Here is a 24,027-nt window from a genome sequence, read left to right on the forward strand (position 1 = left end):
TTTGTTCCTCCTTGTCCGTACCGGAAGGGACGTGGTGATGGCTTCCAGGGGCCGGTGGTGGCGGGCGTTCGTGGCGAGCACGGCGACCGTCACTCTCGCCGTGGCCGGGTGCGGCCGGGACGACACGACCGGGCCGAGCCCGGAGCCGGTGGCCTCGGCGCCGGTCGGCGGCACGCCCGCCCGGCCGTCGTCGCCGGACGGCAATCCGCTGGCCGGCCGCGCCCTGTACGTGGACCCGACCGGCGACGCCGCGACCCAGGTCGCGCAGTGGACCGGGCAGGGGCGTACCGAGGATGCCCGGATCCTGGCCCGGATCGCGGACCGGCCGATCGCGACCTGGGTGACCGGCGGTCCGACCCCGGTGCGGGACCGGGTCGACGCGGTGGTCGGCCGGGCCGCGGGCGGCGGGCGTCTGCCGGTGCTGGTGGCCTACAACATCCCGCAACGCGACTGCGGCAGCTTCAGCGCCGGCGGTGCCGCGTCCGCCGCCGAGTACCGGGAGTGGATCCGCGACTTCGCGGCCGGCCTCGCCCACCGGCCGGCGGTGGTGATCGTCGAGCCGGACGCGGTCGCGCATCTGGTCGACGGCTGCGCGGACGACGCCGAGGAGCGGGCCGCGTTGCTGCGGGACGCGGTAGACGTGCTGAAGGCCACCGGCTCCGCGGTGGTCTACCTGGACGCCGGCAACCCCGGCTGGATCACCGACACCGACCGGCTGGCCCGGGCACTGCGGCGGGCCGGCATCGCGGGGGCGGACGGCTTCGCGCTGAACGTGTCCAACTTCGTGTCCACGGCCGACAACGTCGACTTCGGCCGCCGGGTCTCCGACGCGCTCGGCGGTCATCCGCACTTCGTGATCGACACCAGCCGCAACGGGGCCGGTCCGGTGCCCGGCTCGGAGATCGAGGGTGGCCCGCGCTGGTGCAATCCACCGGGACGGGCGCTCGGACCGGCGCCGACCACGGACACCGGGCGGCCCCGGGTGGACGCCTTCCTGTGGATCAAGAATCCGGGCGACTCGGACGGCGCCTGCCGGGCCGGCGAGCCGGCGGCCGGCACCTGGTGGCCGGCTTACGCGCTGGACCTGGCGAGCCGCTCCGGCTGAGCCGGAGCGGCTCGCGCGCCGGTCAGGACACCATCACCCAGTGCGCGACCGAGGGAACGCCGGCCCGGTTGACGGCGAACAGCATGTACGGCCCCGGCGGCAGCAGGGTGCGCTGCCCGGGCACCGTGATCGTGATGCCCCGCGCCTGCCTGGTGAAGTCCACGGCCACCGAGCGCTGATCGACGTTGAGCATGTGGGTGGCCGCGCTCGGACGGATCAGCCGGACCGCGGCGATGTCGGCCGGCGCCGAGGTGCCGAACGTGGCCTGGCGGCCGTAGGAGACGGCGGCCGGACCGCTGGTGATGGCCGGCCGGTCGCCGTGGTACAGGTACGGCGGCGTGTACACCTCGAGGCGCTGCTCGAACGAGCCGCTGATGGTGTTCTTCCTGTCCGCGTACAGCGGATCGGAGCCGGTGGTCAGCACCCGGCCGTCCGGCAGCAGCAGCGCCGAGCTGTGATAGTTGCGGCCCACCGCCGGGTCGGCGGCCGGGGACAGCGTGTTGCTGTCCGGGTGGTAGACCCGGGCGATGTGGTTGTCGGTGGCGCCGCGGCCCCGGTAATCGCGGGCCCCGTTGGTGATCAGCGTGGTGTCGTCCGGCAACGTGACCAGGTTGGGGTATCGCGTGCCCTCCGGCAGGTCCGGGCCGGGCCGGAACCGCGGCCTGCGGCCGGTCAGGTCGACCAGGTCGATCCGGCGGGTGGACTTGGGTGACTCCCCGACGCCACCGCCGCCGACCACCATCACGGTCTGGTTCTGCACCGGCCCGGCCCAGGCCGACATGCTGGTCTCCAACTGATCGGCGTCGCGGATGCCGGGCACCGGCCGGAAGCTGTTGTCGGTCAGGTTCCACAACCCCGGTTCCCGGCCCCGGTCCTCCGGCCCGTAGCCGGAGTTCGAGCCGGTGTAGAACAGCAAGCCCGGCTTGGCGGTCTGCAACAGCGTGGGATAGGTCGGGAAGTAGCGGTCGAGATCCTTGCGCACCGTCCACTTCCTGGTCGCCGGGTCGAAGATCTCGTTCTGCGAGCCGTCGACGACCTGGCCGCTGCCGTCCAGGCCGGAGACCGCGAGGACCGACCCGTCCGGCAGCCCGGTCAGCGTCGGGTACCAGCGCTTCTCGTGCATGTCCGCGACCCGCTGGTACCGCTCGGTGACCGGGTCGAACTCGTAGGTCTCCTTGCGGCCCTGGTAGTCCTGCTTGTCCATGGTGATCTTCTCGGACAGGCCGTAGAGGTTGCGGGCGTCCGCGCCGGTCAGGCCCTCGATCCGGTACTGCCCGCGCACCCCGGTCGCGTACTCCGCCCCGGCCCCCGCGGCGTCGACCCAGACCGTGGTGGCGCTGGCGGTGACGGTCACCTTGCCGGCCCGGGTCACCTTCTTGGTCGCGGCCGGGACGGTGAACTCGTCGCCGGCGAGGTAGCGCCGGCCGCTGGGCGCCACGAACACGGTGCCCTTCGGGAAGGTCCGGGGGCGGTCCGGCGACTCGTTCTTGACCGTCATGCTGCCGCCGGCGTGGGTGACATCCGGCTCCAGCACCTCGTAGCGCAGCGTGCCCCCGGCCACGAGCAACTTCCCGTCCGGCAGGAACGTGTGCCCGCTGCAGAACAGGTCGGTCGGCGTGGGCACCTCGGTGGCCGAGCCGGTCGCCGGATCGAACACCACGGTTCGGAAGGTGCCGGCCTTGAACTGGTCGACCTTGTTGCCCGAGCCGGCGATCAGCAGGATCTTGCCGGACGGCAGCAGCGCCGCGTGGATGGCGTTGACTCGCATGCTGCCGGGCAGTTCCACGGTCTGCCAGAAGCCGTGGCTCTCCTTGTACGGCAGGCTGTTGACCAACCGGTCGTGCCGCCACCGGCTGACCACCGACCAGGCCGGCGGCACGTTGACCGCGGTGACAGCTGTCAGCGCCAGGAACGGCACCAGAGCCTTACGGACGAAACGATTTCCCGCAGCACGCGTCAACGTGTGAACCTTCCGAATCGACGACCCGTAGGACGCTAGAAGCCCACGTGGCAGGTCATCAATCCCTCGAAGGTGGACGAAATAGACTCAAGCCGCGTTCAGGTAGGTCAGGACGGCGCGGACCCGGCGGTGGGCGTCCGCCGCCGGTGGCAGGTCGAGCTTGGCGAAGATGTTGGTGATGTGCTTCTCGACGGAGACCGGGGCCAGCACCAGCGCGTCGCAGATGGCGGAGTTGGACAGTCCCTGGGCCATCAGGCCGAGGACTTCGCGCTCGCGGGCGGTCAGGCCGTCGAGGCCGTGGTCCCGGCTGCGGGCGAAGAGCTGGCGCACCACCTCCGGATCCATCGCGGTGCCGCCGGCGGCGACCCGGTCGACCGCGTCGAGGAAGTCGTCGAGGGCGGTCACCCGGTCCTTGAGCAGGTAGCCCACGCCGCCGCGGCCGTCGGCCAGCAGGTCCGCGGCGTAGGCGCGTTCGACGTACTGCGAGACGATCAGCACCTTCGCGTCCGGGTCGGCGGAGCGGATCCGCAGGGCCGCGCGCAGACCCTCGTCCCGGAAGCCGGGCGGCAGGCGGACGTCGATCACCGACAGGTCCGGGTGGTGCTCGTCGACGGCGTCCAGCAGCTCGGCCGCGGTCCCGACGGCGGCGACCACGTCGTGACCGGTCTCGGTCAGCAGCCGGACCATGCCCTCGCGCAGCAACAGCAGGTCCTCGGCGATCACGATGCGCACGGCAACTCCGCTCCCCGAATGGTCAGGTGCATGGCAGCTCCGCGCACAACGTGGTCGGGCCGCCGGGTGGGCTGGTGACGGTGAGGGTGCCGTCGAGGGCTTCGACGCGGCGGCGGAGGCCGAGCAGGCCGGCGCCGTCCGGGTCGGCGCCGCCGCGGCCGTCGTCGGTGACGGTGATCCGGACCAGGCCGGCGGCGCGGGAGACGGTGATGGTGCCGGTGGTGGCGGCGGCGTGCTTGGCCGCGTTGGTCAGGCCCTCGGCGACCACGAAGTAGGCGGCCGACTCGACCGCGGCCGGATAGCGGGCGTCCGGGTCGCCGTGCAGGCTCACCGGGAACGGGCTGTCCCCGGCCAGCGCGGCCAGCGCGGCGTGCAGCCCACGGTCGGTGAGGATCGGCGGGTGGATGCCGCGCACCAACCGGCGCAACTCGGCGAGCGCGTCGTCGAGCTGCCGCCGCGCCAGCTCCACGTCCGGCCGGGCGTCCACGGTGGCGGTGCGCATCTTCCGGGCGGCCAGGGCCAGGGTCATGCCGGCGGCGACGATCCGGGCCTGGGCGCCGTCGTGCAGGTCACGTTCGATCCGGCGCAGCTCGGCGGCCTGCGCGTCGACCACCCGCCGCCGGGTCTCGGCCAGACGGTCGGCGCGCTCGACCAGGCGGCGGTGTTCGCCGGGGCCGAGCAAGGCCACGGCCAGCCGGGCCAGGGCGGCGGCGATGCTGCGCACCAGCCAGGCCGCGACCGGCAGCAGGGCCAGCCCGGCCGCGGCCAGCACGAAGCGACCCGGGACCGTGGTGAGCAGCGGTTTCATCGGGAACGGCGCGTGCGGGTTGGGCACCGCCCAGGACCAGGCCGGCGCGGCGATCGAGGCCAGGTCGACGACCGCGACGACCAGGCCGGCGACGCCGGTGGCCACCCCGAGCGGCAGCAGGACGATCAGCCAGGCCAGGTCACGCCACGTGGCCGGCTGGCCGGCGACCGCGCCGACCCGGTCCCGCAGCGAGCCGCCCGCCACTGGCAGGTAGGGGGCGGGGATCGGCGCGCCGAGCACCCACCCGGCCCGCCATCGCTCGGCCGCCGCGAGGTGCCGGGTGAGCCAGGCCGCGCTGAGGAACGCCGGGCCGCCGAGCTGGGTGACCGCGAGCAGGGTGACCAGGACGCCGGCGACGACGCTCCACAGGAGACCGGCGATGCCCGCGACCGGCCCGGTCACCAGGTACCCCAGTGCCCGGGCGGTTCGCTTGACCATCGATCGCATCCTAGATGGCCGGTGACCGGCGCCGCAGCACCAGACGGGCGGGAAGTGCCCCGGCGAGCAGGCCCAGCGCGGCCACCCCGCCGGCCATCGCCGCGTAGGTTCCCGGGTCGACGATCACCCGCGGCACCCCGTCCTGGGCGAGGCTGAACGCGCCCACCACGATCCCGCTGACCGCGGCGCCGAGCAGCAGCCCGACCAGCACGGTGAGCAGCGCCTCGGCGCCGGCCAGGCGGTGCACCTGCCCGGCGGTGGCGCCGGCCAGCCGCAGGTCGGCGAACTCCCGGCGCCGCCCGGCGGTGGCGATCGCGAACGTGTTGACCACGGCGATCGCGGTGAAGCCCAGCGAGATCACCACCAGCAGCTCCCAGGCGCCCTGCTGGGTGGCCGCGCCGGAGAGCGTCGCCGGCTGCCCGGCACCGCCGGCGAGCGGCTCGCCGGAGCGCAGGCTGACCGTGCTGACCAGGCCCTTCGGGTCGTGCGCGGCGACCAGGGCGGCCGGCAGGACCAGGTCGCCGAACCCGCGGTCCCGGCTGTAGATCATGGTGAGCGGCAGCGTGGTGCGGTGGCCGTCGGCGAGCCAGAGTTCCACCCGGTCGCCGAGCCGCCAGCCGTACTGACCGGTCAGGTATTCACTCGCGGACAGCCCGTCGGCCGGCGCGCCCGCCGTGACGCCCAGGTCGAGCGGGGCGTCGGCGCCGGTGGTGAACAGGCCCTGCGCCGGGTAGTCCTCCGGCTTGCCGCCCTGCGCGACGATCACCCGGGTGGGCAGCAGCGCCGCCGCGCCGGTCACGCCGGGCTGCCCGGCGATCCGCTCGGCCTCGGCGAGCGGCATCCCGCCCGGGGTGGCCACCCGCGTGGTCGCCGCGGCGAACCGCTCCCGCTGCTGACCGGCCGCGAGTTTCTCCAGCAGGGTGGCGTTGAGCAGCATGGTCGCGTTCAGCGCGAACATCAGCACGAGCGGGACGGCGACCGCGGCGATCCGCCGGTGCTCGGCCCGGCCGATCCGCCCGGCCAGCCCGAACGGGCGGCTGACCAGCGCGGTCAGCGGCCGGACCAGGATCGGGCCGAGGGCCGCGACGGCGCAGAGCAGCAGCGCCGACGACACGAAGCTCATCCCCATCCCGAGCGGGCCGGCCAGCGGCACGAAGATCAGCAGAGCGGCCGCGCCGGCGGCGGCGAGCAGCGCGACGACGATCCGGACCGTCCGGCCGCCGGTGGGCGCGGTCGCGGTCTCGGTGAGCGCCTGGGTCGGCGCGATCCGCACGGCACGCCGCCCGGCGAGCCGCGCCGCGAGGTAGGTGACGATCACGCCGGCGACGATCGCCAGGACCAAGATCACCACATTTCCCCGTACGGCGAACTGCTCCGGAACGGCGCCGAGAGCCTTGAAGCGGGCCGCGACCACGTGGGCGAAGAGCACGCCGAGCGGCGCGGCGGGCAGCCCCGCGAGCACGGCGAGGGCCACCGCCTCGCGGCCCAGCAGCCGGCGCAGCTGACCGGGAGTCGCCCCGGCGGTGCGCAGCAGGGCCAGCTCCCGCAGCCGCTGCCGCACGGACAGGGTGACCGTGCCGGTCAGCACGAAGATCGCGGCGAACGCGGTGATCCCGATGACGAACCCGAAGATCGAGATCGGCCCGATGTAGTCCGGCAACGCCCCGGGAAGATCCGCCCGGACCCGCTCGTCCCCGCTCAGCACCGCGATGCCGTCGGCGCCGCCGGTGGTCCCGGCGGCAGCGGTCCCGGCCCGATCGGCGTCGGCGGTCTCGGTGGACTTGGCGGTCCCGGCCTGCCCGGGCGAGCCCACGCCGATCGCCTCGGTCAGGCGGTCGCGCAGGACGGCCGGCGGCACGCCGGGGGCCGGGCGGACGCCGAGCGCGGCCGGGCCGGACAGGCCGGCGACCGCGGCGACCTCCGTATCGGCCAGGAAGATGGCGCCCTGGGCGGGCAGCGCGTCCCGGCCGGGCGGGGCGGCGATCCCGCTCACCCGGAGGGTGCGCACCCCGGCCCGGGTGGTGACCCGCAACTCGTCGCCCGGCCGGACCCCACCGCGGGCCGCCAGGTCGGCGTCGAGCACCAGCTCACCGGCCGCGGGCGCGGCGCCGGACCGCAGCTCGTAGGGGGTCAGGGCGGCGGACGACCAGCCGTGCCCGATCGGCGCGCCGGGCAGCCGGTCGACCCGGGCCGGGAAGGCGTAGTCGGCGATCACCGCGGCCACCCCGGGCACCGCCCGGACCCGCCCGGCCAGGTCGGCGGGCAGCGGCGGCGCGCCGGTCAGGCGTTCGGTCTTCACCTTGCGCTTGACCTTGGCCTTGCCCTCCTTCTTGGATTTCGTGGTGACCGTCTCCAGGCTGACCTCGCGGGCGCCGGAGACGACCAGCGGGACGGCGGCGAAGCGGTCCGCCGGCGGTTTCGCGGTCAGCACCGAGAAGAGCAGCAACCCGCCCCCGGCCAGCAGGGCGACGGCGAGCAGCGCGGCGAGGAAGGTGCCCAGGTAGGCGCCGCGGTGCCGGCGCAGGGACCGCAGAGCGAGCCGGATCATCGCGCGTCCACCCCCGCGGCGGCCGAGCCGGCGTGGGCGCTGACCGCGGTCATCCGGGCGGCGACCGCCTCGGCGGCCGGCCGGGTCATCTCGGTGACGATCCGGCCGTCGGCGAGGAAGACCACCCGGTCGGCGTGACCGGCCGCGGCCGGGTCGTGGGTGACCATGACGACGGTGGCGCCCAGGTCGTCGACCGCCTCCCGGAGGAGGCCGAGCACCTCCCGGCCGGCGGCCAGGTCCAGGGCCCCGGTCGGCTCGTCCGCGAAGATCACCTCGGGCCGGGCGGCGAGCGCCCGGGCCAGCGCGACCCGCTGCCGCTGCCCGCCGGAGAGCTGGGCCGGGCGGGCGTGCTCCCGGCCGGCCAGGCCGACCCGGGTCAGCACCTCGCGGGCCCAGGCCCGGTCCGGGCGGACCCCGGCGAGGCGCTGCGGGAGCAGCACGTTGTGCCAGACCGAGAGCGAGTCGAGCAGGTTGTAGGACTGGAAGACGAAGCCGGCGACCCGGCGGCGGGCCTCGGTGAGCTTGGGCTCGCGCAGGCCGGCGATGTCCCGCCCGGCGAGCAGCACCCGCCCGGTGTCCGGCCGGTCCAGCCCGGCCGCGCAGTGCAGCAGGGTGGACTTGCCGGAGCCGGAGGGGCCCATCACGGCGGTGAAGGTCCCGGCCGGGAAGACGGCCGAGACGCCGGCGAGGGCGCGCACGCCCGGGTAGCTCCTGGTGACGTCGATCAGCTCGACGGCTGGGGTGTTCGGCATGCTTCGAGCCTGGTCGAGGCCCGGCTCGCGGAGAACACGGTGGACCCTGGACCGGTGGTAGGGCAGGCCCTACCACCGGGCTCACCCCGTACCGGAAAAGGGTCTTCATCCCTTGAAGAGCCGCCGGGCGAGCGAAGGGGGCGGCGGGGTCGGGCGGCGGCCCGGGGTCGGCGTGGAGCGGCCGATCGGGCGGTCGTAGTCGGCGGCCGCGATCGCGGTGATGATCTCGTCGTCGGTGAAGCGCTCCGAGCCGGGGATCGACGGGACGAAGCCGACCAGGACGCCGTCCCGCATGACCTGGGCCTCCAGGCCGGCGGTGCCGTCGTTGTCCCAGATCGCCTCGCGGCCGTCGGGGAGCACGACGCGAATGCCATATTGCGTCAGGCCGGCGTGCGGGAGTTTCAGATGGGCGAAGACGTTGCGCTCGCGGAGTCGCTCGACGACCCGGCGGGCCCGGTTCTCTTCCATGACGGCGACCGTAGCCCGGTTTTCTTAAGACACGCTGAAGGGCGGCTCGGCAGCCGTTGAGCGCCCGTGACGATCTGCTCATGTAACATCACCCGGAGCCATAACTCCAGGTCACATCGATGCATGTTACTACCCTGTAACAGGAAAGTCACTGGATTCCATTTCTCACGACCTTGACTTACTGTGCGGTAACCGAAGCGCTTCGGCCCCATCATCCCCTCGTGGATATCGGAGGCCATCGATGAGTAGGGCTACCGTCCTCGCCTGTCTCGTCTCCTCGTCCGTCCTCGCGCTCACCGTCGCCATCGCCTCCCCCGCCCAGGCGGCCGGCGTCGACTACGTCGCCCTCGGCGACTCCTACTCGTCCGGGGTCGGCGCGCCCGGGCAAAGCGGCAGCTGCCTGCGCAGCAACTACAGCTACGCGGCGCAGTGGGCCGCGCGGAACAGCCCGACCAGCTTCCAGTTCCTGGCGTGCAGCGGCGCGGTCACCGACGACGTCGTGAGCAAGCAGGTGCCGGCCATGGCCAGCGGGGCCGACCTGATCAGCATCACCATCGGCGGCAACGACGCGGGCTTCGCGCCGACCGTGCTGACCTGCCTGACCAGCAGCGACGCCACCTGCATCACGAAGGTGAACGCGGGCAAGAGCTACGTCGCGAACACGCTGCCGGGCAAGCTCGACGCCGCCTACAACGCGATCCGGGCGAAGGCGCCGGGGGCGAAGGTGGTGGTGCTGTCGTACCCGAACATCTTCGACACCGCGTCGGCGTTCTGCGAGATGAGCGCCACCAAGCGGAAGGCGCTGAACAGCGGCGCCCAGGCCCTCGACGACATGATCAAGTCACGCGCGGCGGCGGCCGGCTTCACCTACGCCGACGTGCGGGACAACTTCGCGGGGCACGGCGTCTGCGCCTCGAGGCCGTACCTGAACGGCTTGACCATCATCCCGCCGCAGAACTCCTACCACCCGAACAGCAGCGGCTACACGTACGGCTACCTGCCCGCCCTGACCAGCGCCGCCTGACCGGACACGCCGCGACGGGCCTGCGGGCTCGTCGCGGCAACGTCCGCGCACCCGGCGGCGACCGGAACCGCAGCCCGCGGTGGGCAGGATCGCTGCCATGGCTCGAGTGAACACGCTGCTCTTCCTGGTCACCGTCGCGCTCGTGGTGGTGGCGGCGATCGACTGCCTGGCCACCGAGCCGTCCCGGGTGCGGCACTTCCCGCGCGGCGCCTGGCTGCTGCTGGTGCTCTGCTGCCCGGTGGCCGGGGCCATCGCCTGGTTCCGGGCCGGCCGGGTGACCAACGCGCCGGTGGCCGCGGTGCCGCTGCGCACCGCGCCGCTCGGGCCGGAGGACGACCCGGAATTCATCCGGATGCTGGCCGAGGTGCTCCGGAACCGCTGACGACCAGCGAGCGGTCAGCTGAACAACGGGCGCCACACGTGCCGGCGCCGCCACCTCTCGTCGCCGTTGAGGAACTCGGTCAGCAACCGCTCCGCCTCGGCCCGGTCCGGTGTCTCGGTGCGGAAGTGGCGCTCCGGGCCGCCCTCCCGGTACTCCAGGGCGTACTCGCCGGGCGCGGCCCCGGCCGCCGGGCCGTAACCGACCTGGACGAACCAGCCGTCCGCCCGCTCCAGGATGGCGAAGTGGTTGTCCGGGCCCAGGCCGCCGACCACGCTCCCGATCCGGCCCGGTGACGGGTCCGGGATCTCCGGGCCGGTCGCCGAGGTCAGCGTGAAACCGGCGGCGTGGCCGGGCGCGTTCGGGTTGAGCAGGTGCGACTGCGGCTCGTAGCAGACCAGGCCGTGCTGCCGGGCCAGCGCGACCACCGCCGCGCCCACCTCACCGGCCCGGGACCAGTCGACGGTCAGGTGCAGCACCAGGTCGGACGGGGCCGGGGCGGTGCTCCACGCGCCGGAGCCGGCCGGGAAGAGCTCCAGCAGGTCGGCGTGCATGGCCAGGACCGCGGGGTGCGGCCGCAGAACCCCGGGTTCCTCCTCGTGCCAGCGCCGCAGCTTGTTCTCCGCGATCGCCGGCGTGATCGACTCCGGCTCGTGCCAGACGTACAGGTCGAAACTCATGACGGGTAGCCCCCTCCCGTGGTATCGATGGATCTTAGTGGGCTACGTCACCAGGTGAAGACACGACCCCGGGCGGTGTTGCTGGAACTGGTGCCGTCGCGCTCGTAGCGGTAGGCCATCACCACCGTGTAGCTGCGCCCCCGCCGCGGCGCCGCGTCGGCCGGGCCGCACGCCTTGGTCATCGCGCCCCGGCTGAAGGTGAGGCCGGCACAGGTGGCCGGGCCGGCCACGGTCCGCCCGGTGTCCGCGTCCCGCAGCGTCACCTCGATGTCGGCCCGCCCGCCGGCCGGCGCGGTCAGCGAGGCCTGGAACCGCACGTCCCGGCCGACCGAGTGGCACGGGCGCGGCACCAGCGGGCTGCGGGTGGACAGGTCGATGACGAAGCCCTGGGCGCACTGCCACGGCCCGTACGCCTGCCCCTCCGGCTGCGGCGACCGGGTCCGGTGCGGCCGGCCGGTCCGTTTCGCGCGGACCGTGGCCGATGGCGACGTGGCCTTCTTCCGGGGCCGCGGTCTGCTGACCGCCGCCGGCCGGGGAGCGCTGGACATCGCCGCGACGTGCGGCTGGAGGCGCGGCTCGCCGCCGTCCCGGCTCCACAGCGAGGTGGCGATGCCGGTGGCGAGCAGCACCCCGGCCAGCACCGCGACCACCGCGCTGGACCGCAGGAAACGGTGCACCGGCGCGGCGTTGCGCGGCTTGCGGGCGGACGGCACGGCGTGCCGTCCGGGCCGCGGGAACCGGATCCCGTCACGCAGCTCGGGCGGGTCGACCGCCATGTCGTCCGGGTCGGCCGGCGGCAGCTGGGGCGGCGGGGGCGGCGGCAGCGCCGGCACACCGTCCAGTTTCCGGGTCAGCAGGCGCAGGTCGCGGACCAGCGCCGGGGCGGCCGGCCGCTGCCGGGGCTTGGCGTGCAGGCAGGCGCGGATCAGTTTCCACAGCTCCTCCGGGATGCCCCGGCGGCGGTGCGGGCGGCCCTCGGCGTGCAGGCGCATCAGCTCCGGCACCGAGTCGCTCAGGTAGGGCGGCTGCCCGGAGACCAGCTCGTAGAGCAGCACGCCGAGGGCGTACACGTCGGTGGCCGGGCTCGGCGTGACGCCGTGGAAGGCTTCCGGGGCCATGTAGTGCGGGGTGCCGACCACCGCGTTCGGCGTGGTCATGCTCGGCACGTTGAGGATCCGGGCGATGCCGAAATCGGTCAGCCGGGTCTCCAGCCGGCCGTCCCGCTCCAGCACCAGGATGTTGTCCGGTTTCAGGTCCCGGTGGATGATGCCCAGCTCGTGCGCCTCGGCGAGGGCGTCGGCGACCTGCGCGGCGAGCCGGGTGGCCTCGGCCGGGGGCAGGGTCCGTTCGCGTTCCAGGTGGTCGCGCAGGCTGCCGCCGGCCACCAGGTCCATCACCAGGCCGAGCGTCTCGCCAACGCTGAACAGGTCGCGGACCCGGACCACGTTGCGGTGCCGCAGCATCAGCAGGATGGTGCGTTCCTGCACGAACCGGGTGACCAGCCGGGGCTGGCGCAGCAGGCTCTCGTGCAGCAGCTTGACCGCGACCGGCTCGTCGGTGGCGCTGTCCACACCCTGCCAGACGGTGCCGGTCGCGCCCTGCCCGATCGGTTTCACCAGACGGTACGAATTTCCGACCGAGCGTCCGGCAAGTTCCACGCTGTCCGTGGGATCCTGCATCAGTCCGGGGTTCCTTCCACCTGACGGCAGTGCCCCGGAATACTGCGTTTTGTCCGGATGGCCTGGCAAGCCCCCCGCCGCAGATTCGCACGGTCCGGGAGGACTCCCGCACTCCCCGTCACGGAATCCGCCAGCACTCGTTCCCCCGTGCAAGCCGGTCCGCCGCAGCTTCCGGCCCGCTTCAGCTCCCGACCGCTACTTCCGGCCACCACTCACGGTCCGCTTCGGCTTCCGACCGTCATTTTCCGGTACGACTCGGCGTCCCGTGGCAGCCGGCCCGCGAGGCCCGGCCCCGTCCGGACCGCAGCGCGTCTCATGCGGGCCCGGCTGGGCCTCAGGGGTGTCTCACGCCCTTCGAGACACCCCTGAGGCCCAGCCGAACTGCCGCGAGGCGCGCTAGCTTGCCCGGACCGAAGCGCGTGTCGCGGTCCCGGCTGGGTGTCAGGGGTGTCTCGCGTCCCGCGAGACACCCCTGACACCCAGCTGAGAGGTGGGGCGCGGCAGAGGCGGCATCGCGTGGTTTGACCGTGCGGGGCGGCGGGCCCGCATGAGACGCGTCGCGGTCCGGTGGGGGCCGGGCCTTGCGGGCCGGCCGCCACAGGACCGCGAGTCGTACCGAAAAATGGATCTAATCGTGGGTGGGCTGGGGGCCGCACAGCGAGCGGATCGCGCCCAGCAGCGTGCTCCGGGTGAAGGGCTTCTCCAGGAGCATGCTGTTCTCGTCGAGGTGCAGCTGCGGGCCGAGCGACGCGGCGGTGTAACCGGACATGTAGAGCACCGGCAGGTCCGGCTGGTGGGTGCGGAGCGCGCCGGCCAGTTCCGGGCCGGTCATCGTGGGCATCACCACGTCGGTGATCAGCAGGTCCGGGCGGGCGCCGGAGGCCACCTGGGTGACCGCCATCAGCGCGTCGGTGGCCACCGCGATCTCGTAGCCGGCCGGCGCGATCAGGCGCTGCACCAGCTGGGCCACGTCCGGCTGGTCCTCGACGATCAGCACCCGGCCGATCACCGCGTTCTTCTCCTTGCGTTCCCCGGACGGCTGCGGGCGTTCCTCGGCAGCCGGCAGGTAGATGTGCACCGTGGTCCCCAGCCGGGGCTGCGACTCCAGCTCGATGTGCCCGCCCAGGTTCTGCACGATGCCCGCGGTGGTGGCCAGGCCCAGGCCGGCCGCGGTGGGCCGAGTGGTGAAGAACGGCTCCAGGGCCCGCTTGCGGATCTCCTCTTCCATGCCGGTGCCGGTGTCGGTGACCACCAGGTGCACCAGTTTGCCGGTCGGCGCGCCCTCGGCCAGCTGGCCCGGCTCGACCACCTCGTTGGTGGCGGCGACCCGGACCATGCCGCCGTGCAGCATCGCGTCCCGGGCGTTCGCGGCCAGGTTGACCAGGGCCTGCTCCAGCGGGCCGCGCTCGGCCTTGACCGGCCAGACGTCCGGCCCGAAGGTCAGGTCCAGGCCGATCCGCTCGCCCAGGGTCCGGCTGAACAGCGACTGCACGTCGGTGAGCAGGTCCGGGATCGGGATCACCTCGGGCCGGTTGCCCTCGCTGCGGCCGAACGCGAGCAGCTGGTGGGTGAGCGTCCGGCCGGTCGCCACCGCGTCCAGGATGTCCTTGGCCAGCTGGTGCGTCGACGAATCCTCCTCGGTCTGGGTGAGGATCATGTCGGCCGAGCCGGCCACCACCGTCATCAGGTTGTTGAAGTCGTGCGACAGGCCGCCGATCAGCTGGCCCAGGCTGTCCAGCCGGCGCAGGTGGTCGAGCTGCCGCTTGAGGCCACGGGCGTCGATGTGGTCGGTGGTGTCGGTGATCATGCAGAGCACGCCGCCGAACTCGCCGTTGTCGTCGCGGACCGGCATCATGCTGATCCGCACGCTGCGCCGGGAGCCGTCGGCCCGCATCAGCCGGGTGGCGCCGACCGTGGAGTGGCCCTTGCGGCACTCGTCGATCCGGCGCTGCAGCTCCTTCTGGCCCACGTTGTCGAGGAAGCCGCGGAGCGACACCCCGATCAGCTCGCTGCGCGGCATGCCGAGGACCACGCCGATCGGCTCGTTGGCATAGGTCGCCACGCCGTCCGGGTCGAGCTGCAGCACGCCCTCCGGGATGGTCTCCAGCACCCGGCGGTAGCGCTCCTCGGAGGCCCGCAGCCGCTCCTGGGCGCGGGCGCCGGCCACCGCCAGGGACAGTTCGCCGGCGATGTCCCGGGCCAGCTCGACCTCCGGGGTCGAGTAGAACGCGTCCGGGGTGTGCCGGGTCAGGATCAGATAGCCGGCGTACGTGTTGTCCACGATCACCGGGCTGAGCACCGCGGCCGTGATCTGGTGCTCCGGCGTGGCCAGGGCCGCGGCCGCGTCGCCGGCCAGCACGATCGGGCGGCGGCTGGCGGCCAGCGTGGTCGAGTACTCGTCGTCCGGGGCCTGGCCGGCTCGGTCCAGCACCCGGGCCAGCGGGCCGGAGCGGTCGTCCTCCAGGTGGTGGTAGGCGATCGACTCGTACTCGCCGTCGTCGCGCAGCAGTTGCACGCCCGCGCCGTCGCCGATCATGTCGGCGGCGGCACGGGCGGCGGTGGATCGCACTTCCGCCGCATCCGTTGCGGCTCGGCTGAGCGCGAGGGCAAGGTCGGCGAGCGCGTACCGGAGGGGGTAAGCCATGACACCCATGTGCACATTTTTCGTGTTAAGTGACGGGCGTGCGGGGTGTTCGGCAAACTTAGTGGAAGAGAGCGCTCACCGACTCACCGTTGTGGATCCGGCGCATCGCCTCGGCCAGCGCCGACGCCACCGAGATCACGGTCAGCTTCTCGTGCCGCTTGGCGGCCGGGATCGGCACCGTGTTGGTGCAGACGATCTCCTCGATCTCCTTCTCGGCGGCCAGCCGCTGCACCGCCTCGTTGGTGAACAGGCCGTGCGTGCAGGCCACCCGGACGCTCCGGACGTTCCGCTCGCGCAGCCGGGCGAGCAGCTCGAACACCGTGCTGCCCTTGGCGATCTCGTCGTCCAGCACGATCACGTCCCGGTCGGCGACCTCGCCGATGATCGAGTTGATCACCACCTTGTCGTCGGCGAACCGCTGCTTGGCGCCGGCCGCGACCTCGATGCCGAGCAGCCGGGCGAAGGCCGCCGCCTCCTTGGCGTTGCCCAGGTCCGGGGAGACCACCACGGTGTTGCTCAGGTCGTAACCGCGGAAGTGGTGGGCCAGCTCGCGCAGCGCGTGCAGGTGGTCGACCGGGATGCTGAAGAAGCCGTGCACCTGCGGCGAGTGCAGGGTCATCGCCAGCACCCGGTCGGCGCCGGCGGTGGTCAGCAGGTCGGCGACCAGGCGGCCGCCGATCGAGATCCGCGGGGCGTCCTTCTTGTCGGACCGGGCGTAGGCGTAGTGCGGCAGGACCACGGTGATCCGGCCGGCCGACGCGCCGCGGGCGGCGTCGAGCATGAAGAGCAACTCGGCGAGGTGCTCCTGGGTCGGGGGGACGAGCGGCTGGATCAGGAACACGTCCCGCTCCCGGCAGTTCCCCTGCAGCTGCACCTCGATGCAGTCGTTGGCGAACCGGGAGATCTTGGTGGGCATCAGCGGGACCGCGAGATGCTCGCAGATCTCCGCGGCGAGTTCGGGATGGGCAGATCCGGTGAAGACGGCGATGTCGCGCACGGCCACATGCTAAGCGGCCGGATTACGGGGTCGTCAGGGACGGTTCCACACCGTTAGCGTGCTCCCATGAACGGACTGGCGGTCGCGTGCCGGCGGGTGGTGCACATCTACCGCGCCGAGGCGGGGGACGTGGTGGCCCTGGCCGGAGTTGACCTCTCCATCGCACCCGGCGAGACTCTCGCCCTGGTCGGGCCCTCGGGGTCCGGCAAATCAACCCTGATCGCGCTGCTCGCGGGCCTGATGCGCCCGTCCGCCGGGCGGATCAACGTGGGCACCTACGACATGGGCAAGCTCTCCGACGCGGAGATCTCCCGGCTGCGGGGCACCGAGATCGGCGTGGTGCTGCAGGGGGCGGCGCGCAACCTGCTGCCGTACGCCACGCTGCACCGCAACATCTGGCTGGCCCAGCGGCGCGCCGCGCACACGCGGGGCATCAAGCTCGACGACCCCGACCGGATCCTGGACCTGGTCGGGCTGCCCGGGCAGGGCCGCCGCAAGCTGGCCGACCTCACCCCGGGCGGCCGGCAGCGCGCCGCCCTGGCGGTCGGCATCGCCACCGGGCCCGGACTGCTGCTGGTCGATGAGCCGACCAGCCGGCTGGACACGGCCGGCCGGGACGAGGTGCTGGACGCACTCGAAACGGTGAACCAGGAGCGGGAGACCACGATCGTGGTGGTCACCCACGACAACGAGGTCGGCGCCCGGCTGGGCCGCGCGGTGACCATCCGGGACGGCCGGGTCGGCGCCGAGGGGCGCGACGGGCAGGACTTCGCGGTGGTCGCCGGGGACGGCACGGTGCAGCTGCCGCCGGAGGTGCTCGGCTCCTATCCGCCCGGCACGCTCTTCACCGTCCAGCACGTGGACGGCGAGGTCACCCTGGTGCCGGGCGGCTCGGAGACGGCGGCCTAGTAATAGCGACGGCGTCGCCGCTGGCCGCCCGGCCACATCTTGCGGGTGATCAGGACGGCGGCGCCGAAGCTGGCCAGCACGACCACGATGACCACCGGTGAGCTGAGGCCGCCGCTGCTCGGGGCCGGGCTGATCGCCCGGTTCGTGTCGGCCGCGGCGAGCGCCGGGGCGGCCGCGGCGGTGGTGGCGGCGGCCGGTGGCGGGGCGGTCGGCAGCGCGGCGAAATCGACGATGGTGCTGCTCTCCAGCAGGGTCATGTGGGTCATCACGAACTGGTTGGCCCGCTGCGCCAGCTTCCGGACGCTGTCGTTGCGGGTGCTGGCCCGGATCGTCGCGATGGCCGGGAAGATCTTGCCGTGCGCGGCGCGCAGCCGGTCGATGTAGATCTGGTCGAAGTCGGTGCCCTCCGCGCCGCGCATCTCGCCGAGCCAGCCCTGCTGGTCCGCGTTCGGCACGTTGGGCAGTTTGATGCCGAGCTTCTTCGCGACCGCCCGGTCCATCTTGTCCAGCACCACGTGCTGAGCGGCGATGTCCTTGCCGATCTGCTGGATCCGCGGGTCCTTGGACTTCTCCTGGGCCATCTGACCGGCCGGGATCTCCCAGAGCCCGGCCAGCCGCACCTTGATCACGAAGTCCTTGTCGGCGGCCGAGACGGTGCCCTCGCCGGTGTCGGTGATCAGCTGGTTCGGTGGGTCCGGTACGCCCGGCTCACCCGCCAGCGCCGCCTGGGGCGCCAGCAGCACCAGCCCCAGAACCGCGAAGACGAGCCCGATCCCTCTCCGTTCGGTGGCGGCCACACGAACCTCCTTCACAGCCCTCGCACAGCGTCTTATGCACGAGAACGGATCCGGAGGACCCCTTGGATCAATCGAATCCAGAGTCTTTCGGCCCTGGCGGAAATTTCTCCGGCACGGTAAGCGTCAGCCGACCCGCCGCCGGAGGTCGCGGCCACCGGCGACAGCGGCGAGAAGATAGGGCACCAGGACGGCCACGGTCCACCAGAACAGCACACCCCAGCGCGGCTGGCCAGGCAACGGCAGATCCGGCGGGTTCACCCCGGCCAGCGGCAGCGCCCACCCGGTGAGCCGCCAGCCGGCCAGCCCGACCAGCATGCCGGTCACGACCGCCGCGGTGACCAGCACCGGATAGGTCCAGAAGGTGGCCTGCCCGGCCGGCCCCCGGCGCAAACCCTGGATCCGCATCGCCACCAGGTCCTCGGTCCGCCGGCCGCGGTCCACCGCCACGGTCAGCACCAGGGCGCCCACCCCGAGCAGCGTGGCCAGCCCGGCGGCCAGCAGATAGAACTCCAGGGACAGGGCCGGGCCCTGCTGCTCCAGCCGCTCCCGCACCGCCGCCGTCCCGGTGTCGTCGACCACGGTCAGGCCCTGCGCGGTGAGCCGCTCGACCGCGTCCGGCGGGGCGGCCCGGTTCAGCCACACCTGGGTGGCCTGGGCGCGCTTGGTGCCGGAGGCGAGCAGCCCGACATAGTCCAGGTCCACCAGGTAGGCCTGGCGGCCCAGCTGCGGCACGGCCGGCAGCGCGGCGACCGGGTCGACCCGCAGATTGTCGTCGGCCAGCCCCTTGATCGCGTCGGGGACCACTCCGGCGTACGCGATGGGCAGTGGGTCCGGCACCCCGGCCGGCCGCAACCGGGCCACCTCGCCGTAGGAGGGTGAGACCTCCACCTGGAGCGTGATGCCGTCCGGCCCGGTGGCCAGCGCCCCGCCCTTGGCGAGCAGCCACCTGTCCCCCAGCGAGTGGATCGCCAGCCGGGCCTTGACCTGGGTCGCGCCGCTGCCGCCGATCTGCAGCCCGTTGATCCGGCAGCCGGTCCGGCAGGCCACCGGCCGCAACCGGTACGTCGCCCGGCCGGCCCGCAGCTTGCCGAAGTCGACCACCGACTCGCCGTCCAGCGAGGACACGTTGACGCTGAGCTGGAGACGGTTGCTGCTGCTGGTGATGTCGAGGGCCAGCTCCGGGCCCTTGATCACGGTCGGCTCCACGGCGACCGGCCGGAGCCGCCCGGCGACCGTGCCGGCCGGCGGCGCGTCCCGCGGCCAGGTCGCCACCGCGGCCAGCGCCCGGCTGTCCACCGCGAGCCCGGACACCGGATGGTCGGTGCCGCTGGAGAGCTGGGTGACCGCCATCGCCCAGCGCCCGTCCGGGTCGGTGGCGCGCACCGCGGCGAGCAGCTGCCGCCCGGAGACCGGCTGCACGGTGAGCACCCGTTCGGCGCCCGCGCCGAGCCGGGCCTGGGTGTCCCGCCCCCGCTCCCCGGTGTCCACCGCGCAGGCCGCGTAGCCGGCCACCGCGGCGGCCGCCACCAGCAACGCGAACAGCCGGGACGCGCCGGGACGCCGGGTCAGCTGCAGGCCGGCCAGGGCCGGCCCGAGGCGGCCGCGGCGCAGCGCCCCGGCGGCGAACCGGCCGAGCACCGGCAGCAGCGCCCGGGACAGCAGCAGCGCCAGGGTGAGCAGGAGCAGGGCCGGCGCGAACAGTCCGATGCCGGCCAGCGAGCCGTCCGACAGGACCAGCTGGACGCCGGCCAGCACGGTCAGGACCAGCAGCACCGCCTCGCCGAACGGGACCCGGCCGGTGCCCGGCCCGGGGATCCGGCGGAGCAGCCCGGCCACCGGGCGGGTGAGCTGGCGGCGCTGCGCGGCGACCGCGGCGAGCAGCGCGATCAGGGCGGCGATCGGCGCGTAGCGCAGCGAGGACCAGTCGGCGGCCTGGCCCACGCCGGGGAACCGGACGGCGGTCACCACGTTGATCAGCAGCTGCCCGGCGAGGCACCCCACCAGGGCGCCGGCCAGCACCGCGACCAGGCTCTCCCCGGCGGCCAGCCACCAGCGCGACCACCACCGGGCGCCGCGCAACGCGACCACGGCCAGCTCGCTCTGCCGGCCGTCGGCGCCGTAGCCGACGGTCAGGTAGATGCTGAAGCAGGCGAGCAGCACCAGCGGCACGGCGAGCACCGGGACCAGCAGCCGGGACGCGGCCCGGCCCTCGTCGATCCGGTCCAGCAGTTTCGGGATGTCGGTGTCGATCTGCAGCGTGTCGTCCAGCTCGGCGGCGGACTCGTCGAGGCGCCGCAGCTCGGCGCGCAGCCCGTCGATCCGGTCCACGTCGAGCACACCCGGGGCGGCGACGCCGTCGATCGCCATCTCGGTGCGCGCCCGGTCGGTGGCGGGCAGGGTCATCGAGGTGGTGAAGACCGGCTCCCCGGAGCCGACATCGGCGCCGCCGACGAAGTAGCCGTGCCGTCCCCAGTACGTCTCGGCGGGCTGGGTGGGCAGATAGGTCCCGGCGACGACCAGCGCTTTCGGCCGGCCGGCCGCGACGAACCGCGGAACACCGGCGGAGCCGTCCGGGACGGCGCCGGCCAGCGTGATGTCGTCGCCCGGGGCCAGGCCGAGCCGCTCCGCGGTGCGCTGGCCGAGCAGCACGTCGCTCTCGCCGAACAGGCAGCGGCCGGCCACGATGGTGACGTGCGCGCAGACGTCCTGCCGGAAGACCAGCCGGGTCGGGTACCGGTCGGTCTTCTCCAGGCCGACGGTCGGCGTCTCGGCGGAGTAGAAATACTGGAAGCCGGGCAGCGCGATCAGGGTGCCACCGAGGTCGGCGAAGTCGTTCGACTCGCCGCCGACCGCCGAGTCCTGCACGCCGCGGACGGTCAGGGTCAGCTCGCCGGTGGCGGCGGTGGCCACCTGCCCGGCCGCCACCGCCCGGTCGGCCGCGATCAGGTAGGCCGGGGCGGCCACCGCCGAGGCCACCGCCAGCAGCGACAGCAGGGCGAGGGTGATCGACTGGCCACGCCGGTGCCAGACCATCGCCAGGACCAGCGTCAGCATCGGTGCAACCCCCGGATCAGGGGGCGCAGCGCGAGCCAGCCCACCAGGCCGAACAGGATCAGGGCGGCGAGCGCGGCCAGGGCCAGCACGCCGGGTGTCAGCGGCGACGGCGCGGGCAGCACCCGCCAGCCGTCGGTGAAGTCCGGCACCGGGGTGCCGGTGGACGCCACGCTGAGGATCGCGGCCAGCGCCCCGGTCAGGACGCCGGCCAGGATCAGCGCGGCCGGCCCGGAATAGCCGGCCCCGACCGCGACCTTGGCGGGCAGGCCCTGCCGGCGCAGCGCGATCAGCTGGTCGGCGAGCGAGCGGCGCTCGGCGGCGATGCCGACCGCCAGGGTGGCCGCGGCCAGCAGCATCGCCGCCACCCCGGCGAGCAGCGCGAACCGGACCACCGCGGCCGGGCCCTGGCCGCGCAGCCGCTCGGCGAGCTGGCCGGCCGTGGTGTCGGTGCCGATCGTCAGGCCGGCCGCGGTGAGTGCCGCGACGACCTCGGGCCGGGCGTCGGGGGCCAGCCACACCTGGAACTGCCCGCCCGGGTCGGCCGCCGCGGCCAGCCGCCGGGTGGCGTCCAGGTCGACCAGCACCCCGGACCGCCCGACCACCGGGAGCGCCGGGACGGTCGCGGTCACCTGGACCGGGGCGGGCTCCCCGTACGACTCCAGCAGCGCGTCGGAATACCGCCAGGTCTCCGGGGTGGGGCCGGCCAGCACCACCGGCACCGGCCCGCGGGTCCCGGCCACCCACAGCTCGGCCCCGACGTGCGTCTGGCCGGCCGAGTTCTCGTCGGTGATCAGGCGCAGCGCGCCGTCGGCAGCGGCCACGTCGAGCGCCGAACCGACCGTGCCGGGCCGCCAGCGGGCGATGTCGCCGAGCGTCGTCGCGTCCAGCAGCACCGGCTCGGCGCTGTCCTGGCGCAGCTCGCGCACCGTCACCGCGGCGCCGGAGGGCGGCGGCCCGGTCCGCCCGGACCGGTCCGGCGCCGAGGTCAGCGACCAGTTGACCAGCCGGCAGCCGGGCGCCGCGGCGCACCCGGAGACCGGCGCCCGCACGGTGCGCTCCCCGGCGCCGAGCACCCCGAAGGAGACCGTGACCGGCGCCCCGGTGCCCTGGTGCTGCAGGCTGAGCGTGAGCGTGACCGGCTGCGGGCCGTCCCGCCGGACCCGCAGGGTGAGCCGGTCGCCGGTGACCGGCGGCAGCTCGGACTGGGTGGCCGCGACGGTGGCCAGCGGCAGCGTGGTGATCGATCCGTAGTCCGGGCGCCAGGCGGCGACCGCGGCGAGCCGGGTGGTGTCCACCTCGAGGACCCGCACGCCGTTGTCCCGGCTGAGCACGGCGGCCATCGCCTGCCGGCCACCCGGGTCGGCGCGCCGAACCGCTTCGACGAGCGCGGTGCGGTTGGTGCCGGGCACCGTGAGGACCCGGGCCGCGCCCAGGTCGGTGGTGCTGCGCTCGGTGCGGGCGGCGCCCTCGGCCCACTGGCTCCCGGCCGCCGTGAGGAACAGCGCCACCCCGACCACGACCAGGGCGAACAGCCGCTCCGCGCCGGCCGAGCGGGACAGCTGCAGGGCGCTCAGGCCGAGCCGCAGCCGGCCACCGCGCAGCGCCACCCGGCCGGTGCGGGCGGCCACCCGGCCCAGCAGGCGGGCCGCGAGCAGCCCGACGGCCAGCGCGACCAGGGCCGGCGCGGCCGCGTCCACACCCACCGCCGCGCTGCCGGAACCGGCCTGGAAGAGCGCGGCCCCGGCGACCGCGAGCAGCAGTGCGTCGGTCAGCGCCGACCACCACGGGTTGCCGGCGCCGGTGGCCGGGCGCAGCAGCGCCGCCACCGGCCGGCCCAGCACCGCCGCCTCGATCAGGGCGAGGACGGCCAGCCCGCCGAGGAGCACCGCGCCCGCCGCGACCGCCGACCAGACGAGCGCGGTCGGCCGGTCGGCCGGCCGCGGGACACCGTCGATCAGGACGCGGGCCAGCAGCAGGCCGATCGGGGCGCCGAGCAGCACGCCGAAGCCGAGCGGCACCAGGTGCTGGCCCCAGGCCAGCCGGAGCACCCCGAAGCGGCTCACCCCGCGCAGTTTGAGCAGCGCGGCGTCGGCGCGCCGGGCCCGCGACGTGTACCGCCCGGCCAACCCGATCGCGAACCAGGTCAGCACGATCAGCTGGACGCCGGCGGTGAGCACGCCGCGCAGCACGGTGGACCGGTCCCGGTCGATGGTGCTGAGCAACCGCCGGGTGTTGCTGCTGAGCTGCACCTCGTCGATGCCGAGCCGGCCGTCGGCGGCGGCCAGCTCGGCGGCGAGCCGCCGGTCGTCGCGGATCAGGCTGTCCGGCAGCACCACGTCGTAGACCCCGGTCGCGACCCACAGCGTCCGGGCCCGGAACGCGGCGACCGGGACGAAGACCGGATCGACGCCGTTGCCGGCCCGGAACGACTCGCTCGCCCAATAGGTCCCGTCCGGGTCCTGCCGGGTGTAGAGCGCCACCACCCGGACCGCGACCGTGCCGGAGGCCATCGAGGTCTGCACCCGCAGGGTCCCGCCCCGGCCGACCCCGAGCCGGCGCGCCGCCTCCTCGCTGATCGCGGCCTCGCCCGGCGCCGACGGGCACCGGCCGTCGAGCCGGACCTGGTCGCAGAACCCGTCGCGGAAGGCCAGCCGGATCGGCGTCGTGGACGCGCCCCGCACCAGGTTCACCGAGGCGGAGAGCCCGGTGACCGGCGCACCGACCGGCAGCCGCAGGCCGTCGGTCACCCGGCCGGCGAACGTCTGCAGCGCGGCGGCCGGCTCGCCTCCGGTGGCCAGCTTCTGCTGGGCGGTGAGCACCCGCTCGGCGGCACCGGCCGCGGCCAGGTCGGCGGCGGCGGACCGGTCCGCCGACGCGTAGGCGAACCACGGCCCGGCCACCGCGACGGCGGCCGCGACGGTGGCCAGCACCAGAATCGTCAGCACCTGTGCGGTCCGGGTCCGCACCGCGCCGAGCACGAGCGCGAACAATCGATCCTCCCCGTTTCTCCGGGCAGGTTACGCGCTCAACGCCCGCCGTGGGGACCGTAAGTT

17 protein-coding genes are annotated in these 24,027 nt (G+C 74.2%); 4 read left to right on the top strand and 13 right to left on the bottom strand.

The features are described from left to right. The first annotated feature begins 37 nt into the window (after positions 1-37). Positions 38-1,105, top strand: coding sequence for a glycoside hydrolase family 6 protein (locus tag BJY16_RS45870; protein ID WP_185046101.1), 1,068 nt, complete (start codon positions 38-40; stop codon positions 1,103-1,105). 22 nt (positions 1,106-1,127) lie between these two features. On the opposite strand, the gene glxA is transcribed toward BJY16_RS45870, so the two are convergent. The 6 genes from glxA to BJY16_RS45900 form a co-directional block, all read right to left on the bottom strand. Further along, positions 1,128-3,065, bottom strand: a complete 1,938-nt coding sequence (gene glxA / locus BJY16_RS45875; RefSeq protein ID WP_185046102.1) for a radical copper oxidase GlxA — start codon at positions 3,063-3,065, stop codon at positions 1,128-1,130. Positions 3,066-3,152: 87 nt separating this feature from the next. Beyond that, entirely contained in the window at positions 3,153-3,797 is a 645-nt protein-coding gene (locus BJY16_RS45880) for a response regulator transcription factor (protein ID WP_185046103.1), read from the bottom strand. A 22-nt stretch (positions 3,798-3,819) separates the two neighbouring features. Then, complete coding sequence (locus tag BJY16_RS45885) at positions 3,820-5,043, bottom strand: sensor histidine kinase (RefSeq protein WP_185046104.1); 1,224 nt, start codon at positions 5,041-5,043, stop codon at positions 3,820-3,822. Between the two features lie 10 nt (positions 5,044-5,053). Then, positions 5,054-7,591, bottom strand: coding sequence for an ABC transporter permease (locus BJY16_RS45890; protein ID WP_185046105.1), 2,538 nt, complete (start codon positions 7,589-7,591; stop codon positions 5,054-5,056). Beyond that, a complete protein-coding gene (locus BJY16_RS45895; RefSeq protein WP_185046106.1) occupies positions 7,588-8,343 on the bottom strand; it encodes an ABC transporter ATP-binding protein in 756 nt (251 codons plus the stop codon). The genes BJY16_RS45890 and BJY16_RS45895 overlap by 4 nt, the downstream gene beginning before the upstream one ends. A gap of 105 nt (positions 8,344-8,448) precedes the next feature. Continuing rightward, positions 8,449-8,811: a hypothetical protein gene (locus BJY16_RS45900; RefSeq protein WP_185046107.1), complete on the bottom strand. Its 363-nt coding sequence runs from the start codon at positions 8,809-8,811 to the stop codon at positions 8,449-8,451. Positions 8,812-9,052: 241 nt separating this feature from the next. Between BJY16_RS45900 and BJY16_RS45905 the strand changes: the two genes are divergently transcribed. Further along, positions 9,053-9,835 carry an SGNH/GDSL hydrolase family protein gene (locus BJY16_RS45905; RefSeq protein WP_185046108.1) on the top strand — a complete coding sequence of 261 codons (783 nt, stop codon included), beginning with the start codon at positions 9,053-9,055 and terminating at the stop codon, positions 9,833-9,835. 97 nt (positions 9,836-9,932) lie between these two features. Continuing rightward, a complete protein-coding gene (locus tag BJY16_RS45910) occupies positions 9,933-10,217 on the top strand; it encodes a PLDc N-terminal domain-containing protein (RefSeq protein ID WP_185046109.1) in 285 nt (94 codons plus the stop codon). 14 nt (positions 10,218-10,231) lie between these two features. Here BJY16_RS45910 and BJY16_RS45915 read toward each other — a convergent pair whose 3' ends face one another. From BJY16_RS45915 to BJY16_RS45930, 4 genes are all read right to left on the bottom strand, one after another. Beyond that, a complete protein-coding gene (locus BJY16_RS45915) occupies positions 10,232-10,894 on the bottom strand; it encodes a hypothetical protein (protein ID WP_185046110.1) in 663 nt (220 codons plus the stop codon). 47 nt (positions 10,895-10,941) lie between these two features. Next, positions 10,942-12,510 (bottom strand): serine/threonine-protein kinase, encoded by a 1,569-nt coding sequence (locus tag BJY16_RS45920; protein WP_311775358.1) that lies wholly within the window; start codon positions 12,508-12,510, stop codon positions 10,942-10,944. A gap of 691 nt (positions 12,511-13,201) precedes the next feature. Next, positions 13,202-15,217, bottom strand: a complete 2,016-nt coding sequence (locus tag BJY16_RS45925) for a hybrid sensor histidine kinase/response regulator (RefSeq protein WP_239176890.1) — start codon at positions 15,215-15,217, stop codon at positions 13,202-13,204. 58 nt (positions 15,218-15,275) lie between these two features. Continuing rightward, complete coding sequence (locus BJY16_RS45930; protein ID WP_185046113.1) at positions 15,276-16,214, bottom strand: ribose-phosphate diphosphokinase; 939 nt, start codon at positions 16,212-16,214, stop codon at positions 15,276-15,278. A gap of 66 nt (positions 16,215-16,280) precedes the next feature. On the opposite strand from BJY16_RS45930, the gene BJY16_RS45935 reads away from it, so the two are divergent. Further along, positions 16,281-17,123, top strand: a complete 843-nt coding sequence (locus BJY16_RS45935; protein ID WP_185046114.1) for an ABC transporter ATP-binding protein — start codon at positions 16,281-16,283, stop codon at positions 17,121-17,123. On the opposite strand, the gene BJY16_RS45940 is transcribed toward BJY16_RS45935, so the two are convergent. The 3 genes from BJY16_RS45940 to BJY16_RS45950 all read right to left on the bottom strand — a co-directional run bounded on the left by BJY16_RS45940 (position 17,120) and on the right by BJY16_RS45950 (position 23,964). Then, on the bottom strand, positions 17,120-17,920 hold the full coding sequence (locus BJY16_RS45940) for a DUF4142 domain-containing protein (protein WP_239176892.1): 801 nt from the start codon (positions 17,918-17,920) through the stop codon (positions 17,120-17,122). The genes BJY16_RS45935 and BJY16_RS45940 overlap by 4 nt on opposite strands. A gap of 123 nt (positions 17,921-18,043) precedes the next feature. Beyond that, positions 18,044-20,974, bottom strand: coding sequence for an FtsX-like permease family protein (locus tag BJY16_RS48900; protein WP_185046115.1), 2,931 nt, complete (start codon positions 20,972-20,974; stop codon positions 18,044-18,046). Further along, on the bottom strand, positions 20,968-23,964 hold the full coding sequence (locus BJY16_RS45950; protein ID WP_185046116.1) for an ABC transporter permease: 2,997 nt from the start codon (positions 23,962-23,964) through the stop codon (positions 20,968-20,970). The genes BJY16_RS48900 and BJY16_RS45950 overlap by 7 nt, the downstream gene beginning before the upstream one ends. Positions 23,965-24,027: the final 63 nt, after the last annotated feature.

Origin of the sequence: Actinoplanes octamycinicus, from assembly GCF_014205225.1 — a bacterium.
Taxonomy (GTDB): domain Bacteria; phylum Actinomycetota; class Actinomycetes; order Mycobacteriales; family Micromonosporaceae; genus Actinoplanes; species Actinoplanes octamycinicus.